16 protein-coding genes and 1 tRNA gene are annotated in these 14,382 nt (G+C 63.9%); 9 read left to right on the top strand and 8 right to left on the bottom strand.

Features of this window, described 5'->3' with window-relative positions; genetic code table 11:
• The first annotated feature begins 1 nt into the window (after window position 1).
• On the top strand, window positions 2-496 hold the full coding sequence (locus ACXAJV_RS08900) for an Hpt domain-containing protein (protein WP_475084357.1): 495 nt from the start codon (window positions 2-4) through the stop codon (window positions 494-496).
• A 340-nt stretch (window positions 497-836) separates the two neighbouring features.
• On the opposite strand, the gene ACXAJV_RS08895 is transcribed toward ACXAJV_RS08900, so the two are convergent.
• The 4 genes from ACXAJV_RS08895 to ACXAJV_RS08880 all read right to left on the bottom strand — a co-directional run bounded on the left by ACXAJV_RS08895 (window position 837) and on the right by ACXAJV_RS08880 (window position 4,043).
• Complete coding sequence (locus ACXAJV_RS08895) at window positions 837-1,325, bottom strand: SRPBCC family protein (protein ID WP_475084355.1); 489 nt, start codon at window positions 1,323-1,325, stop codon at window positions 837-839.
• Window positions 1,309-1,653, bottom strand: a complete 345-nt coding sequence (locus ACXAJV_RS08890; RefSeq protein ID WP_475084352.1) for an ArsR/SmtB family transcription factor — start codon at window positions 1,651-1,653, stop codon at window positions 1,309-1,311. The genes ACXAJV_RS08895 and ACXAJV_RS08890 overlap by 17 nt, the downstream gene beginning before the upstream one ends.
• Before the next feature lie 287 nt (window positions 1,654-1,940).
• Window positions 1,941-3,077 carry a SpbR family protein gene (gene spbR / locus ACXAJV_RS08885; protein ID WP_475084350.1) on the bottom strand — a complete coding sequence of 379 codons (1,137 nt, stop codon included), beginning with the start codon at window positions 3,075-3,077 and terminating at the stop codon, window positions 1,941-1,943.
• An 81-nt stretch (window positions 3,078-3,158) separates the two neighbouring features.
• Window positions 3,159-4,043 carry a hypothetical protein gene (locus ACXAJV_RS08880; protein WP_475084347.1) on the bottom strand — a complete coding sequence of 295 codons (885 nt, stop codon included), beginning with the start codon at window positions 4,041-4,043 and terminating at the stop codon, window positions 3,159-3,161.
• Between the two features lie 124 nt (window positions 4,044-4,167).
• On the opposite strand from ACXAJV_RS08880, the gene ACXAJV_RS08875 reads away from it, so the two are divergent.
• The gene (locus ACXAJV_RS08875) at window positions 4,168-4,653 is read left to right on the top strand and encodes a DUF6491 family protein (RefSeq protein ID WP_475084345.1); all 486 of its coding nucleotides are present in this window, start codon (window positions 4,168-4,170) and stop codon (window positions 4,651-4,653) included.
• A 10-nt stretch (window positions 4,654-4,663) separates the two neighbouring features.
• Here the strand turns inward: ACXAJV_RS08875 and ACXAJV_RS08870 are convergent, their stop codons facing one another.
• The gene (locus ACXAJV_RS08870; protein WP_475084343.1) at window positions 4,664-5,572 is read right to left on the bottom strand and encodes an alpha/beta fold hydrolase; all 909 of its coding nucleotides are present in this window, start codon (window positions 5,570-5,572) and stop codon (window positions 4,664-4,666) included.
• A 197-nt stretch (window positions 5,573-5,769) separates the two neighbouring features.
• On the opposite strand from ACXAJV_RS08870, the gene ACXAJV_RS08865 reads away from it, so the two are divergent.
• The 4 genes from ACXAJV_RS08865 to ACXAJV_RS08850 all read left to right on the top strand — a co-directional run bounded on the left by ACXAJV_RS08865 (window position 5,770) and on the right by ACXAJV_RS08850 (window position 7,825).
• On the top strand, window positions 5,770-5,964 hold the full coding sequence (locus ACXAJV_RS08865) for a type II toxin-antitoxin system HicA family toxin (RefSeq protein ID WP_271185256.1): 195 nt from the start codon (window positions 5,770-5,772) through the stop codon (window positions 5,962-5,964).
• A 115-nt stretch (window positions 5,965-6,079) separates the two neighbouring features.
• Window positions 6,080-6,481, top strand: a complete 402-nt coding sequence (locus ACXAJV_RS08860; RefSeq protein ID WP_271185255.1) for a type II toxin-antitoxin system HicB family antitoxin — start codon at window positions 6,080-6,082, stop codon at window positions 6,479-6,481.
• Between the two features lie 122 nt (window positions 6,482-6,603).
• Window positions 6,604-7,239 (top strand): DUF5343 domain-containing protein, encoded by a 636-nt coding sequence (locus tag ACXAJV_RS08855; protein WP_475084340.1) that lies wholly within the window; start codon window positions 6,604-6,606, stop codon window positions 7,237-7,239.
• Between the two features lies 1 nt (window position 7,240).
• Window positions 7,241-7,825, top strand: coding sequence for a Swt1 family HEPN domain-containing protein (locus ACXAJV_RS08850; protein WP_475084338.1), 585 nt, complete (start codon window positions 7,241-7,243; stop codon window positions 7,823-7,825).
• A gap of 1 nt (window position 7,826) precedes the next feature.
• Here the strand turns inward: ACXAJV_RS08850 and ACXAJV_RS08845 are convergent.
• Window positions 7,827-7,903, bottom strand: a tRNA-His gene (locus ACXAJV_RS08845).
• A gap of 317 nt (window positions 7,904-8,220) precedes the next feature.
• Window positions 8,221-9,036, bottom strand: coding sequence for a M48 family metallopeptidase (locus ACXAJV_RS08840; RefSeq protein WP_475084336.1), 816 nt, complete (start codon window positions 9,034-9,036; stop codon window positions 8,221-8,223).
• A 127-nt stretch (window positions 9,037-9,163) separates the two neighbouring features.
• Here ACXAJV_RS08840 and ACXAJV_RS08835 point away from each other — a divergent pair, with 127 nt between their 5' ends.
• The 3 genes from ACXAJV_RS08835 (at window position 9,164) to phhA (ending at window position 13,747) form a co-directional block, all read left to right on the top strand.
• Window positions 9,164-11,284: an AsmA family protein gene (locus tag ACXAJV_RS08835; protein ID WP_475084333.1), complete on the top strand. Its 2,121-nt coding sequence runs from the start codon at window positions 9,164-9,166 to the stop codon at window positions 11,282-11,284.
• Between the two features lie 165 nt (window positions 11,285-11,449).
• A complete protein-coding gene (locus tag ACXAJV_RS08830) occupies window positions 11,450-12,694 on the top strand; it encodes a beta/gamma crystallin-related protein (RefSeq protein WP_475084332.1) in 1,245 nt (414 codons plus the stop codon).
• 171 nt (window positions 12,695-12,865) lie between these two features.
• Window positions 12,866-13,747, top strand: coding sequence for a phenylalanine 4-monooxygenase (phhA, locus tag ACXAJV_RS08825; protein ID WP_475084329.1), 882 nt, complete (start codon window positions 12,866-12,868; stop codon window positions 13,745-13,747).
• 10 nt (window positions 13,748-13,757) lie between these two features.
• On the opposite strand, the gene ACXAJV_RS08820 is transcribed toward phhA, so the two are convergent.
• Window positions 13,758-14,207, bottom strand: a complete 450-nt coding sequence (locus tag ACXAJV_RS08820) for a response regulator (RefSeq protein WP_475084327.1) — start codon at window positions 14,205-14,207, stop codon at window positions 13,758-13,760.
• Window positions 14,208-14,382: the final 175 nt, after the last annotated feature.

Genomic DNA, 14,382 nt, shown 5'->3' with positions numbered 1-14,382 from the left:
CATGGCCAAATCCGATGATGCTGAAGTGATTTCGGTGCCCAACCTGCTGCAGGCCAAGGTTGGCGGCCCGATCAGCCAGGCTGATATGCACATGATCGAAAAGGCCGAAGAGGCCCTCAAGGATCTGCGCGCTGATTTCGGCCAGTGGCTGGAAGAGGAAGTCGGCAAGCTGGAGGCCGCCGCCAAGGTGGTCAAGACGACCGGCCTCGCCGGTCCTGAAGGCGAAGAGTTCTTCGTGCGGGCCCACGATCTGCGCGGCCTCGGTTCGACCTATGAATTCCCGATCGTCACGCGCCTGGCCGGCTCGCTGACCAAGATGATCGACATGCAGGAGAAGCGCGAGAAAGCCCCGCTGGCCCTCGCCCTCGCCCATGTCGGCGCGATCCGGGCTGCGCTGTCGCAGAATATCCGCAATGACGAGGACGCCGTGGCCTCCGAACTGGCCGGCGAGCTGGAAAAGCAGTCCGCCGCCTTCGCCGCGCCCTGGAAGGACTGACGGCTTCACACGATTTGCACAGCATGAAAAAGGCCGCCCTCCGGGGCGGCTTTTTTGTTGCGAAAAACGGCGACACGCCCCCATCTCCGCCGCTTCCCCTTCCCTGACAAAAACGCATTTCTCCCGGAAGCGCGGCAGCGCTATCCGGGACCGACGATTGCCGAGGGCGAGCGAGGCGGTTGAACGGTCGATCCCGGCTCGGCGCTTTGCGCCGTCCGGGAGAAACCGCGCTTGGTCGAGAAACGGGCACGGCGAAAAAAGAGGCGTGTGTCCCCGTTTATCGAAGCCGCCCTGGAGGGACCAGAGACAGGCCCGCATCGGCGTGCGGGCTGCCTCGGCGTCACTGCGGGCTATCTCCCAAAGAGCGCTCGAGCTTGTCGATCGCCTGTGTCCAGCCGCCGGCGGCGCCGGAATCCGCGCGCACGCCGACATGCGTCATCTTCATCAGTGTGGCGCCTTCCTCCTCGAAAAGCTCGACAATCACTTCAGTGGTTTCCGGATGCCCTTCCGGCATGCCCATGCTCCGGGGCGACAGGATATTGCCGGCCTCGTCGGCCATGCTCTCGGTGTAGATGAGGCGGTTGGGGGCCTCGACCTCCTTGTATTCGCCGACAAACCACATCGTCATGGTCCGTTCCGGACTTGCCATCTGCATGCAGACCTTCCGCCGGCCGCCGACCGCAACATCCATCTCGGCGACGGGTATCGTCATGCCGTCGGGCCCGTACCATGTCCGGAACAGGTCCGGATCGGTCCACATCGCCCAGACCTTGCCGATCGGCGCCTCGATGCGCCGCTCGATGCGGACCCAGTCAATCTCGTTCGTCATCCCGTGTCTCCGTGAGCTGTTTTAGATGCCGTTCCATTGTGTCGAAACGCGCGTCCCAGACCGGCCGGTATTGCTCGGCCCAGGAGACGACCTCCCGTAGGGGGGCCGCGTTGAGCGAGCAGGGCCGGAATTGTGCCGTCTGCCCCTGCGCGACGAGGCCCGCCCGTTCCAGCACCTTGATATGCCGGGACACGGCCGGAAGGCTCATCTGAAAGGGCGCAGCCAGTTCATTGACCGTGGCATCGCCCTCGGCAAGCCGCGCCAGGATGGCCCGGCGGACGGGATGCGCGAGTGCCGAAAAGGTGATGTCGAGCTGATCGGGCGTCATATTATCTCGATAAACACATCTGTTAATTAATGCAAATGTTAAATTAAAAGGCGTGATCGACGCGCACCCATTTCCGCCGCTCCCCCTTCCCTTGAAAACGCATTTCTCCCGGAAGCGCGGTAGCGCTATCCGGGACCGACGATTGCCGAGGGCGAGCGAGGCGAGCGATCCGTAGATCCCGACTCGGCGCTTCGCGCCGTCCGGGAGAAACCGCGCTTTGCACGGCATTAAAAAGGCCGCCCTCCCGGGGCGGCCTTTTTCATTGCGACTGATGCTCCGGACGCGCCTCAGCCAGCCTCGGCCAACGGCTCCACATCCTCGTCGAAGCGGCTGAGAATATAGTCCAGATCCTCTTCCGGGATGCCCTGGAAACGCGTGATGGCCCGCTCCGCCAGCGCGCGGCGGAAACGGTCGCGGCTGGCCGCGTCGTAAGGGACTTCCATCGCGTGCAGCACGTCGAAACAGGCGCGGATCGCCGGATAGAGGCGTGAGGGCATGCCGGTACGGTCGTAGACAGCGCGCAGGCCCAGCGGGCCGGCATCGTGCACCAGCAGCCAGGCCTTGGCATGGGTGATACCGGCGAGTTCGGCAAAGGCGTGCTCAACAAAGGCGACATGCCCGCGCAGCAGGGCGCGCAGGATCAATGACGGTGTCAGGCGCGCATTGAGGCGCAATTGCTGGACGAAATGCTTGGGATCGTGCGCCAGGCCCGCCTGGTCGACCAGGTCGAGCGTCGCCCGTTCGCGCGTGCCCTCGGCGATCTCCACGGCGACCTGCGGCGGCAGGGCGTGGTGCGCGACCAGGCGCTGCAGCGCGGTGTCGGAAATGTGCGAGATCAGGCGTTCGGTGACATCCAGCGGCAGTTGCGAGCGGGCGACGAAACTGTCCATCACCTGCGGGTTCTCGCAGAATTCGGCGAAGGCGCGCTGATAGGCGGCGTCGTCAAACCGGGCGCCGTCATTGGCGGCGGCGATCGACACGGCCCGCTCGTCGCGGCTGTCGAGCAGTTCGTGCACGATGATCGGCGCGACATCCGGACGCGCGGCAATGGCACAGCGCTTGTCGCTGCCGGCCTGCTCGAGCACGCGCAGCAGGTCCTCGTCTTCCAGGACCGGCGAGTTTTCCAGCACCGGCAAGGCCACCGCATCGACATCCATCGCCAGTTTCACGGCGACGTCGCGCGGCAGGTTGCGGGATTGCTTGAGCGTGACGGCCATTGCCCGGCGCACGAGTTCGGCGGCATCGCGGGTGATCAGGTCGAGAATGTCACGGGCGGCGCTGCGTTCGGCATCGGTCAGATTGGCCGCATCCATGCGGCGGCAGATCTTCTGCGCGGCCGAGGCGCGGACTTCCTCGTTCTCGCCCTTTACCAGACGGCGGATATCGTCCTGGGTCAGTCGATTGCGCAGCGCGACGACGCTCATGGCAGGTCCATCATGTTGAATGTATCGGCCCTGTTTTTAGGCCCGGCATGCTTAACGAAAGCTTGCAACCTGTTCGCGCGCTTAAGAATTGCGGTTGCGGCCGGCCGAGCGCGGGGCGTCCAGCGAGGCCAGGATTTCCACCAGTGCCGGCGACAGCTCGCCATTGCCCACCCGGTGGCTGCCCGGCGCGACAGGCGAGGTGTTGCGGGCCGGCGTATAGCTGCCGGCAAGGCGGATATTGCCACTGTCATTGAGATCGGGCGAGCCGGCAGCCGCGCGGTTTGCGGATGCCGGGATCTGCGGTGCGGGGCGGTCGCCGGTCAGCGCGGCCAGCACTTCGCTGGTCGAGCGGGCACGGCCGCTCTCGTAGAAGATGGCGCGATTGGCGCGGGCAGCCGCCGGGAAGAGCTGATCGGCCCGGCCCTGCGGATTATTCTCGGCAGCCTCGATCAGGCTGGCAGCCCCCTGGGCACCCAGAAAATGGGCGGCATAGAGCTCGCCGCCAGAGGCCGGCCGGCCGATGCGGGTCTGGATGACGGCGGCATTTTCCGCAGCCAGCTCACCGGCCATGCGGGCGGAGGCTTCGGCGTCGAAGCGCAGGTCGAGAATGCGCTGGCGCTGCACCGGATCCTCGACGACATAGCGGCCGCTTGCATCGCGGCTGATCGCGGCCGCGGCGTCTTCATAGCCATGCTCGGCGCCGCGGCGCTGCATCACGCCCAGCCAGGTCTGCTCGATGAACTGGAAGAGACCGGTCGCCGACGAGGTCGAGGCCTCGGCGCGCACATCGAAATTGCTTTCCCGCGCAGCGGTGCGCAGCAGGAAGTTGAAATCCGTGCCGGTCTCCTGCGCGGCCTGGCGCAGGGTGCGGGTCATGAAGTCCTGGTTATTGGCGTCGACGGGGCTGACCAAGGCGGGCTCCGGAATATCGGTTGCTGCGAATCGTCTGCCAGAGTCGCGGGACATGGCTAATCCGGCGTTAACGATGACGGGCCGGGGCCGCCGGACGCGCGGTTGACGTTGCCGGGCAGAGCGCCGATATCCTTGGCATTGCGAGGGATCCTTTGAACCAATGCATAAAGGATACGCCATGACATGCGAGACATTTGCCGGATCCGCCGCGCCACTTCTGGCTGCGGCCGGGGCGCTGGCCCTGATGATGGCGCCGGCCGCCATCGCCCAGGATATCGACCCGGAGGCCGTCGCGGCGGCCGAAGCCTATCCGCTGGAACCGGCCACCGACCGGGTCCGCCTGGTCAGTATCAACGGCTATTCGGTGATCGACCGCGAGCACCTGGTGCTCAATGGCGGTGCGAGCCGCCACTACCTCGTCACGCTGCGCCATTCCTGCCCGGAACTGCGCTCGGGCATCCAGATCGGCACGAGTTTCGGCGACACGGCCACGCTCTACCCGCCGCTGGTGGAATACATCCATGTCGGCCAGCCGCAGATGCGCTGCTCGATCCACACGGTCGAGGAGATCGACAACGTCGAGACGGCCCGCGCCCTCGTCCAGCGCCGCAATGCGGCGGACGAGGCTGCGGCCACCGGAGACGGCACGCCCGGCCGGCGCTGACCGCCGCGCCCTAGACATCGTCCCGCAAGGCACCGGACAGCCAGCCGGCGATCCGGTCCGGTGCCTGCATCGGGGCGAGATGGCCCAGATCGTCCATGCGTGTGAGCTGTGCCCCGTGACGGGTCAGCGCACGCGGACGCATCAGCGTCGAGCCATGTCCCGCCTGCAGCACGTGCGCACGCCCGGCAACCTGCCGGGCGGCAGCGTCGGGATCATGCCCCTGGGCCTCGTAATTTGCCGCTTCCCAGGCCGGGTCGCAGGCGAGGATAACTTTTTCTTTCCCAGCCCCGGCCCCACTCCCGGCGTCCTGCAGGCCGCCCTCGAGATAATCCTCCAGCACGCCCGGCGCCCAGCGGGCAAAACCGGGGTGTTTGGCATAGCGAAGCCGGGCCGCCTCGCGGTCGGGCCAGCCATTGCGGCGGCGGCGCGCCTGGCGGGCAATCGGCATGCGATTGCGGTTGAGCGCGAAGACCGGCGAGCGGGCAAGCCAGTAGACCGGGCGCGGCAGGATTACCGGTTCGATCAGGGCCAGAACGGGGACAGGCAGACCTTCACGAGCCAGGCGGGCTGCGGTCATCAGGGCCGTGGTGGCGCCCATGGAATGGCCCGCCACGGCATCCGGAACGAAGCCCAACTGCCCCCACAAGGCCATCATATCGGTAACATAAATGCCCCATGAGCGGTGCATGTCTGCGTCGGCCGGCAGCGTTGTGGCGCCATGACCGCGCAGATCCGGGGCCCAGATCTCGTACTCGCCGGCCAGTTTCTCGAACACCTGGCGATAAGCCGAAGCACAAAAACCATTGGCGTGCAGGAAAGCCAGGCGCGGCTTTCCGGGATTGGACCAGACGCGCAGCGACACCGTCCCGCCCGGCAGGGATACCGTCTGCACCGTAAAATCCGGACCCGTTCCGTCCATTGCATCCGCCTCCTGCCGGCTCTGCCGCCAGCTCTGCCAACCGGCGCCAGCCTAACCCGATCCCCCAGTATCGCACGGGCTGCAGGGCAGTGGATAAGTTGATGGCGCAAATACGCGGCCGGAGGGGGAAGACGGGGCGCGCGGGCGTGACAATAGCCACTTTTGATTGTATATTGTCACCAGCACACGGAAACCGAATGCCGGTCAGCAGCAGGGACATTATCCGGCGCCTTGAGAAGGCGGGATGGGTGAAGATTGCCCAGAAGGGCAGTCATACCCAATGGAAACATCCCGACCGCCCCGGCCGTGTCACCGTGCCTCATCCCCGCCGCACGCTTGCCGCGGGGACGCTGAAGTCGATCTGCCGTCAGGCGGGCTGGGACAAGCTGTAATCTCCCATCGGCGATAGTCGCCACCAGCCGCTAGGCCCACCGATTGAGAAATACACACTCAGTGTGTATATTGCCGCCGAGCCGGAATGCCAGCCCCGGACAGGAGACGCGGATCATGTATGTCGCCCTGGTCCACAAGGACCCCCAGTCGGATTTCAGCGTGTCCTTTCCGGACCTGCCGGGATGCGTGTCGGCGGGAGAGACCGTCGAGGCTGCCCTCGAGGAGGCGCGCACCGCCCTCGCCCTGCATCTGGAGGGGATGAAACAGGATGGCGAGACCGTCCCCGCTCCGCGGGCGATCGGAGCGCTGCTTGCGGATCCGGAGTTTCTGGAGGACCGGCGGGACGCCGTCCTCACCCCGCTGATCGCGCCCGCCATCACCAGCGGCCGCACCACCCGCATCAACCTCTCCATCGACACCGGCCAGCTCGCCCTGATCGACCAGGCCGCCACCCGCGCCGGCATGAGCCGGTCGGCGTTTATGGTGTCAGCGGCTGTGGGGCGGGCTGGGGTTTAGGGGGGAGCCCAACAAGGCCATTGGGCTAAGTCCAAGCTGCGGGACAAGTGCACCGAACTGTCTGAGCTTCAAATAGAGACCTAAACGTGTAAATTATCCGAACCAAGCTCGAAGAGGATAACATGGCCGCGAAATTACCCTATATGCTATCAACTGGCCTGATCCCAAAAATATTTGAGAAAATTCAAAACGCTCGCCGACCGGAACGTTTCACACAAGATTTTCTTGAAACGAAGCTCGGCCACAGCGGCGGAAGCGCCCGCGCGATCATCCCTCTCCTCAAGCGGCTCGGATTTATTGGATCAGATGGTGTTCCAACAGACCTCTATGATCAGTTTCGCAACACCGAGACCCAAGGATCTGCGATGGCTGACGGTGTACGGAATGCCTTCAGTGAGCTTTTCGATAGAAACGAGTACGTCTACGAAATGTCAAAGGATAAGCTCACGGGCTTGGTAATGGAAATTACTGGTGGGGCGAAAGACGACCGGAACATCATCGCTACGGTGAGCACTTTTCTAGCTCTTGCTGATATGGCCGACTTCGAAGCCAATGCCCAAGCGTCTTACTCCAAGATTGATGAACCGCCCACCGTTTCAGAACATAAACGAATAGAGCATCAAAATATAAGCATACCAAAATCAAACGAAAACCTTGAACTAAGAATGGGATATACGATTAATCTAAACCTTCCCGAAACCTCGGACCCCGAGGTGTTCAATGCTATATTTAAATCCCTGAAAGAAAATTTGCTTTAAAATGAATAGCGCAACAAAACATATAAAATTCTTTGGACTAAACAATATATCTATTGAATCATCGATTAGAAAAATAGAGAACGATCTAGATATAGACCTTGGTCACTCAGAGAAAACACCTGAACAAATAGATGAGACGTACTACCCTCAATTCACCGAACGCGTGAGAAAAGAGGCATCACGAATGGCGAGAAACTACGCCATTTTTTACTGTCTAGAAAACTCGATACGGGAAATAATATCAGAAAGGCTCGAAGAACAACACGGAGGCGAATGGTGGGACACGTGCGTCTCCCCTGCAGTTAAAGAAAATGCTTCAAAGAATATGAAAAAAGAAATTTCTAGTGGGGTGACGCCTAGGTCTACAGAATTGATAGATTTTACGAACTTTGGCGAACTCGGTGAAATAATTAAGACAAACTGGGACGTGTTTGGGGACATGTTCAGAGATGTCAAAGCCGTAGAGAGAGTGCTCGCCACGCTCAATACGCTTCGAGGACCGATAGCCCACTGCAAGCCTCTAGCCGAAGATGAAGAACTTAGACTTCATCTTGGTCTTCGCGACTGGTTTCGACAAATGGAGTAAATGGTACCGCCTTCCCGGTTCGAACGGGAGACCTCTAGATCCACAATCTAGCGCTCTAACCAACTGAGCTAAGGCGGCACTCGGGTGTCACGGTCCGCAAAGGGGGCGTGAGGCGCGGGAAACTAGCGTCCCTCCCGCGCGCTGGCAACTGCTTCGTCAGGCGATTTGCAGGCCGCTGTGCGGGCGGCCTGCGGCGAGCGGGAAACGGCTGATCCCGAGCGCTTGTCGGTCCTTCCCCTTGATGGGGAAGGTGTCCCGAAGGGACGGAAGGGGTGAAACGCGGAGCGTGTCCATTCACACACCTCGCTCCCACCCACTCCACCACGCCTGCGGCGTGGTCCCCCTCGCCCATCGAGGGCGAGGACCTGGAGCCAGCGCGGCCCTGGAACCTCTCCCTAAGCGCCATACCCCCGTGCGCGGATGTGCTCGCGCATGGCAACGATGCGGTTGGCGTCGGAGGGGTGGGTGGAGCCGAATTCGGCGGTCTGGCGCTGGTTCATGGCGGCCATGCCCATCCAGAAGTCGAGCGCGTCCTGGGGGTTGTATCCGGCGCGCACCATGTAATCGACGCCGATCCGGTCGGCCTCGTATTCGTGCTCGCGCGAATAGGGCAGGATGATGCCATAGGTGGCGCCCATGCCCAGCGCGGCACCGATCTCCTGGCTGTACTGGCTGTATTCGCTGTTGCCCAGCGCGCCGGTGACCAAGGAGATGCCGACCTGAGAGGCGAGCTGCTGGCTGGCGCGCTCGGCCGAGTGGCGGCCGGCGATATGGGCGATCTCGTGACCCAGCACGGTAGCGATATGCCCGTCGCCTTCCATCAGATCCATGATGCCCTTGTAGAAGGCCACCTTGCCATTGGGCAGGACCCAGGCATTGCGCTCCTCGCTGTCGAAGACGGTGAATTCCCACTGATAGCCGGTGAGGCCGGAGGCCGGGACGATGCGCTGGCCGACGCGTTCCAGGCGGCGCTGATAGCTGGGGTCGCGCAGCACGCGCTCCTCGCGCAGCGTGTCCCGCCAGGCCTGGTTGGACATTTGCGCCAGCTGGCCGTCAGAGACCAGCATCAGCTGGGAACGGCCCAGCGCGGCATTGTCGGCACAGCCCGCGGCCAGCGGCAGCACGGTGCCGGCAGCCAGGCCGATGATGAGCTCGCGGCGGCGCACAAGGCCGCTGGCGGATGCGGTGCGGTTGCAGCAGGTGTCCGGCATACCCTTCCCCTTTGGTTTTCCGACACATTCTCCTTTACAATAACGCACAGCCGCCTGCCCGTCTTGCCAAGAAAGCGACAATTGCAGGTGTTAGTGTGCGTCCGAATCCCTTTGGAGCCTGTCCCCCATGAAACGCCTCGGCCTCATTCTTCTCGTCCTCGTCGTCCTCGTGATCGGCGCCGCCTTCATCCTGCCCGCCGTGATCCCGGCCTCGGCCTATCGCGACCGGGTGGAAGCCGCCGCCGGCGATGCGCTGAACCGCCCGGTTCAGCTGGCCGGCGATGTCAGCCTGACCATCCTGCCGCGGGTGCAGGTGGTGGCGCGCGATGTCACCATCGCCAATGCCGAGGGGTTCTCGGACGAACCCTTTGCGCAGATGGGCGAGATGCGGGTCGGTGTGGAGCTGATCCCGCTCCTGTCGCGCCGGGTGGAGATCACCGAGTTCGTGCTGATCGATCCGGTGATCCGGCTGGAACAGCGCCGCGGCGGCAATAACTGGACCTTTGCCGATCCCGACGCCGCCCCCGCCCCGGCCGCACCGGCCGGTGACGGGTTTGCACGGCGGCCCGGCGCCCTGCCGATCGATGCCAGTTTCGGCGATGTGCGCATCGAGAACGCTTCGATCTTCTATAGCGATGGCAGCCAGAGCCGCGAGATCACCGGTCTGGACCTGGCCATTGCCCTGCCCTCGCTGGACGCGCCGACCGCGATCAACGGCTCGCTCTCGGCCGATGGCGAGGCGATGACATTCGATGCCGAGCTGGGCTCGATCCGCGACTTCTTCGAGGGCCGCGCCACACCGCTCACCCTGTCGCTGGGCGGCAATCTGGTCGATGTCAGTTTTGACGGGGACATCCCGGCTTCCGAAGATATCGAGTTTGCCGGCGAGTTTTCCGCCGACATCCCCTCCATCCGGGCGCTGGCCGCCTTCGCCGGCAGCCCGCTGCCGCCGGGCGAGAACCTGCAGCGCTTTGCCACGCAGGGCCGGATCGAGGGCACGACCTCGCGCCTGGGCCTGACGGCCCGCTCGATCCGCTTCGACGAGATCCGCGGTTCGGGCAATCTGGCCGCCGACCTGTCGGGCAGCCGGCCGCGCCTGACCGGCCGTCTGGATCTGGACGAGCTGAACGTGAACCCCTATCTGCCCGCCCCCGCCGAAGACGCCGCACCGGCGTCCGGTGGCGGCATCCCGCCCTGGAGCGAGGACGCGATCGATTTCGCCGGACTGGGCGTTGCCGATGCCGATCTGTCGCTGAATGTCGGCCGGCTGCTGGTGCGCGATATCGAGGTGACCGATGCGGCCCTGCGGGCCGTGGTCGAGAATCGCCGCCTGCAGGCCGTGCTGGAGCGGATTACGCTGTATGAAGGCCGGGGCAATGTCACCATCGTGGCCAATGCCCGCACGGCGACGCCCTCCTTCTCGCTCAATGCCAGCCTGGAAGGGCTGGACGCCCTGCCCTTCCTGGAGGCCGCGGCCGGGTTCGACCGGCTGGCCGGAACCGGGGCCATGACGCTCACGCTCGCCACCTCCGGCAACAGCCAGGCGGCGATGATGCGCAATCTGGGCGGCAATGGCGATTTCAACTTCGCCGATGGCGCCATTGTCGGCATCAATATCGCCGAGACGATCCGCAATGTGTCCGGCTTCCTGGACCGTTCCGGCGGCGCGCAGGCGGCCGACACCAGCGAGGAAGACAGCGAACAGGCCAGTGTCGGCGAGCGTCAGGAGACCGACTTCTCCAGCCTTGGCGGCAGCTTTGCCGTCACCAATGGCCGGCTGACCAATAATGACCTCCTGATGCTCTCCCCGCTGCTGCGCGTGGAAGGCGAGGGCTGGGTCGATCTGCCCAGCCAGACGCTGGACTATCGCCTGCGTCCGCGGGCCGTCGCCTCGATCGAGGGCCAGGGCGGTTCGACCGACCTGCAGGGCATCGTCGTGCCGATCCGTTTCCGGGGCGATTTCAACAATGTCGGCTATGGCGTCGATACCGAGGCCGTGACGCGCGCCCTGCTGCAGGGGGCGCTGAGCAATGCCATCGGCGGCGACCGCAACCAGTCGCCCGAGGATGCCGCGCGCGACGCGCTGCGCAATGCGCTGGGCCTGGGCGGCAGCGATGATGACAGCAGCGATGACAGCCAGGACGATGAGGAAGAAGTCGATCCGGCCGAGCAATTGCTGCGCGGCCTGTTCAACCAGCGCCGCCAGTCCTCGCAGCAGGATGAAGACACCGGCAACGAGCCGAACTAGGTTCAGCATACGCAAGGGGCACCGGTCGCGGTGCCCCGGAATGGGGGATGCGGTTGCGAGCCGCGCCCGGGCCATGAACAGCGCATGAACCTGTCGCTTCGCTCGGGTTCAGCCAGGCTCTGGCAGGGTGATGCTCGCACCGCATTGGCAAGAGGGAGAGAACCCATGTCCATCCGTACCGCCACACTCGGCGCAGCCCTGCTCGCCGCAGCCTGGCTGCCTGCCGCCGCGCCGGCCCAGGCCCAGGAAATCATCCTGTATGACGGTCCGAACTATACCGGCCAGCAGGTCCGCGTGACCGGCGCCGACCGCAATCTGTCGAGCCGCCGTTTCAACGACCGCACCTCCTCCTTCCGGATCGTCTCCGGCGAGTGGGAAGTGTGCCAGCACGACGATTATAACGGCACCTGCGAGACCCATCGCAATGACCAGCCCTCGCTGGGCCGGATGGACAACCAGATCACCTCCGTGCGCCCGGCCTATCTCGGCCGCCCCGATCCGGGCCATCCGGGCCGTCCGGACCGCCCCGGCCAAAGCTCGATCACGCTCTATTCGGGTTATAACTATTCCGGCCGCTCGGTGACGATCACCGATACGGTGAGCAATCTCCAGCAGCTCGGCTTCAACGACCAGGCGCGCTCGATCCGCCATTCCGGACGCCGCTCCTGGCGCGTCTGCCAGCACGCCAATTTTGACGGCGCCTGCATGGAAGTGGATCGCGACATCCCCTCCATCGGCGGCGGCATGGCCGCGCAGATCTCCTCGGTCGAACCGGATTTTGGCAGCCGTCCGGGCCGCCCCGGCCGTCCGGGCCGTCCGGGCAGCGACAACCGTCCGCGCAGCGGCATCTTCCTCTATGACGGCCCCAACTTCACCGGCCAGCGTGTCGATGTGAGCTGGGATGTCGCCGACCTGTCCCGCCAGGGCTTCAACGACCGGGCCGACAGCCTGATCGTCGCCCGCGGCGAGACCTGGCTGATCTGCCAGCACGATGATTTCGGCGGCCGCTGTGAACGCGTGCAGGGCGAGGTCAACGATCTGGGCCGCTACGGTCTGCGCAACACGATCACCTCCCTGCGCCGTATCGACAATGGCTATGGCGGCGGTGGCGGCTGGGACAATGGCGGCTATCCCGGTGGTGGCGGCTGGGATCGCGGCGGCGAGATCATCCTGTACGATCAGTTCAGCCAGCGTGGCCGCTCGGTGCGCATCGAGCACGAGATCGACAATCTGGAGCGCCTCGGCTTCAACGACCGGGCCCTGAGCCTGGACGTGCGCGGCTATGACCGCTGGCTGGTGTGCGAGGATGCCGGCTTCCGCGGCCGCTGCGAGGAAGTCTCCGGCGAGGTGGACAATCTCCACCTGCTCAACCGGGAAATCTCCTCGGTGCGCCGGCTGGGCCGCTACTGAGCCGATCGGCAGAGCGAGACTGAAGACGGGCCGTCCGGACATGCCGGGCGGCCCTTTTTCATAGGGGCTGACGGCGTGCATAACAAAGTCTGCACGCGCCTCTTGGGTGGCGCGTCAATCAGGCGTATATTTAGTTACAAATGAAACTAGTTACACGCCGGATGACCCGTCATGCCTGTCAATGACCCGATCGTGGCGGAACAGACCCCCGCCGCCGACTTTACCATCGACCAGAAGTGGGACCGCTATACGTCCGAGGAACACGCCATCTGGACGACGCTCTACGAGCGCCAGATGTCCGTGCTCAAGGGCCGCGCCGCGCCGGAACACTTCAAGGGGCTGGAACTGCTCAATCTCAATGAGGGCGGCATTCCCGATTTCCGGCGGGTCAATGAGAAGCTGGAAAAGCTGACCGGCTGGACCGTGGTCACCGTGCCCGGCCTGATCCCGGAAAAGGATTTCTACGACCACCTGGCCAATCGCCGCTTCGTGTCCGGCCGCTTCATCCGCGATGGGGAGAAGCTGGATTATCTGCCCGAACCCGACATCTTCCACGATGTGTTCGGCCATGTGCCGCTGCTCACCCAGCCGGTGTTTGCCGACTATATGCAGGCCTATGGCCGCGGCGGGCTGCGCTCGCTGGAATTCGACGCCATCAAGCACATGGCGCGGCTCTACTGGTACACGGTGGAATTCGGCCTGATCAACACGCCGGAAGGCCGCCGCATCTATGGCGCCGGCATCGTCTCCTCGAAGGCCGAATCGATCTTCTCGCTGGAGGCACGCTCGCCCAACCGGATCCATTTCGATCTGGAACGCATCATGCGCACCGACTACCGCTATGACGATTTCCAGCAGACCTATTTCGTCATCGACAGCTATGACGAGCTGATGGAAGCGACCTATGAGGATTTCGCGCCGATCTATGCCCGCCTGCCCGGCATGGACGAACTGAAACCCTCCGACACGGTCGAGGGCGACAGGATCTACACCAAGGGCACGCAGGAATATGCGAAGGCCGGCGGCCTGCCGGCGAAGGCGGAAGCGCTCTAGCTCAGGCGGTTCAGGCCGCGGCGCTGCCCGCGCGGCGCAGGTGCAGATCGCCGGTCTCGCGGTCTTCTTCCAGACACACCGCGCCCAGCCCGGCGATCATGCTGGAGAAGTTCTCGCGGGTGACCGGTTTGACGATGTAGAAGCTGGATCCGGCCTCGCGGCACTTCGCTTCCATCTCCGGATTGCGCGCACCGGAATAGACACCCACCGCACCGCCGCCCAGCAGCGGCTGGACCGAGACAATGAAGTCGAGCGCATTCGCGCCGGCCAGGGAAAGATCGGTGAAGACGACGGCCGGACCGTCGCCCTTGTCGCGCAGGTGGGCGAGCGCGTCTTCGGGGCGGGTAAACGCCGCAAAGCTGAACCGCACGCCGGCATCTTCCAGATCCGCCTGGAACAGAAAATGCTCGTCCGGGTCGTCATCGACCAGAATGACGGAAACGCTCTGGCTCTGGCTCAATATCTGCTCCCCACGATCAGACGGCGCGGAACCTAGCATGATTTGCCGGTTTGGATAGTGCAAAGCGAACGTTTTGCAAAAGCGCGGTTAAGCAAGCCCCGAGTCCTTTGATCACCATTGCGGCCGATGAAATGGCTCGGGTTTTTGAGTGATCGCATTTTCGAACCGCAAAACC

It is taken from the genome of Maricaulis sp. ABE4_448 (assembly GCF_056160825.1).
The sequence above is the reverse complement of the archived record's forward strand: the minus strand, read 5'-3'. Positions and strand labels throughout refer to the sequence as shown.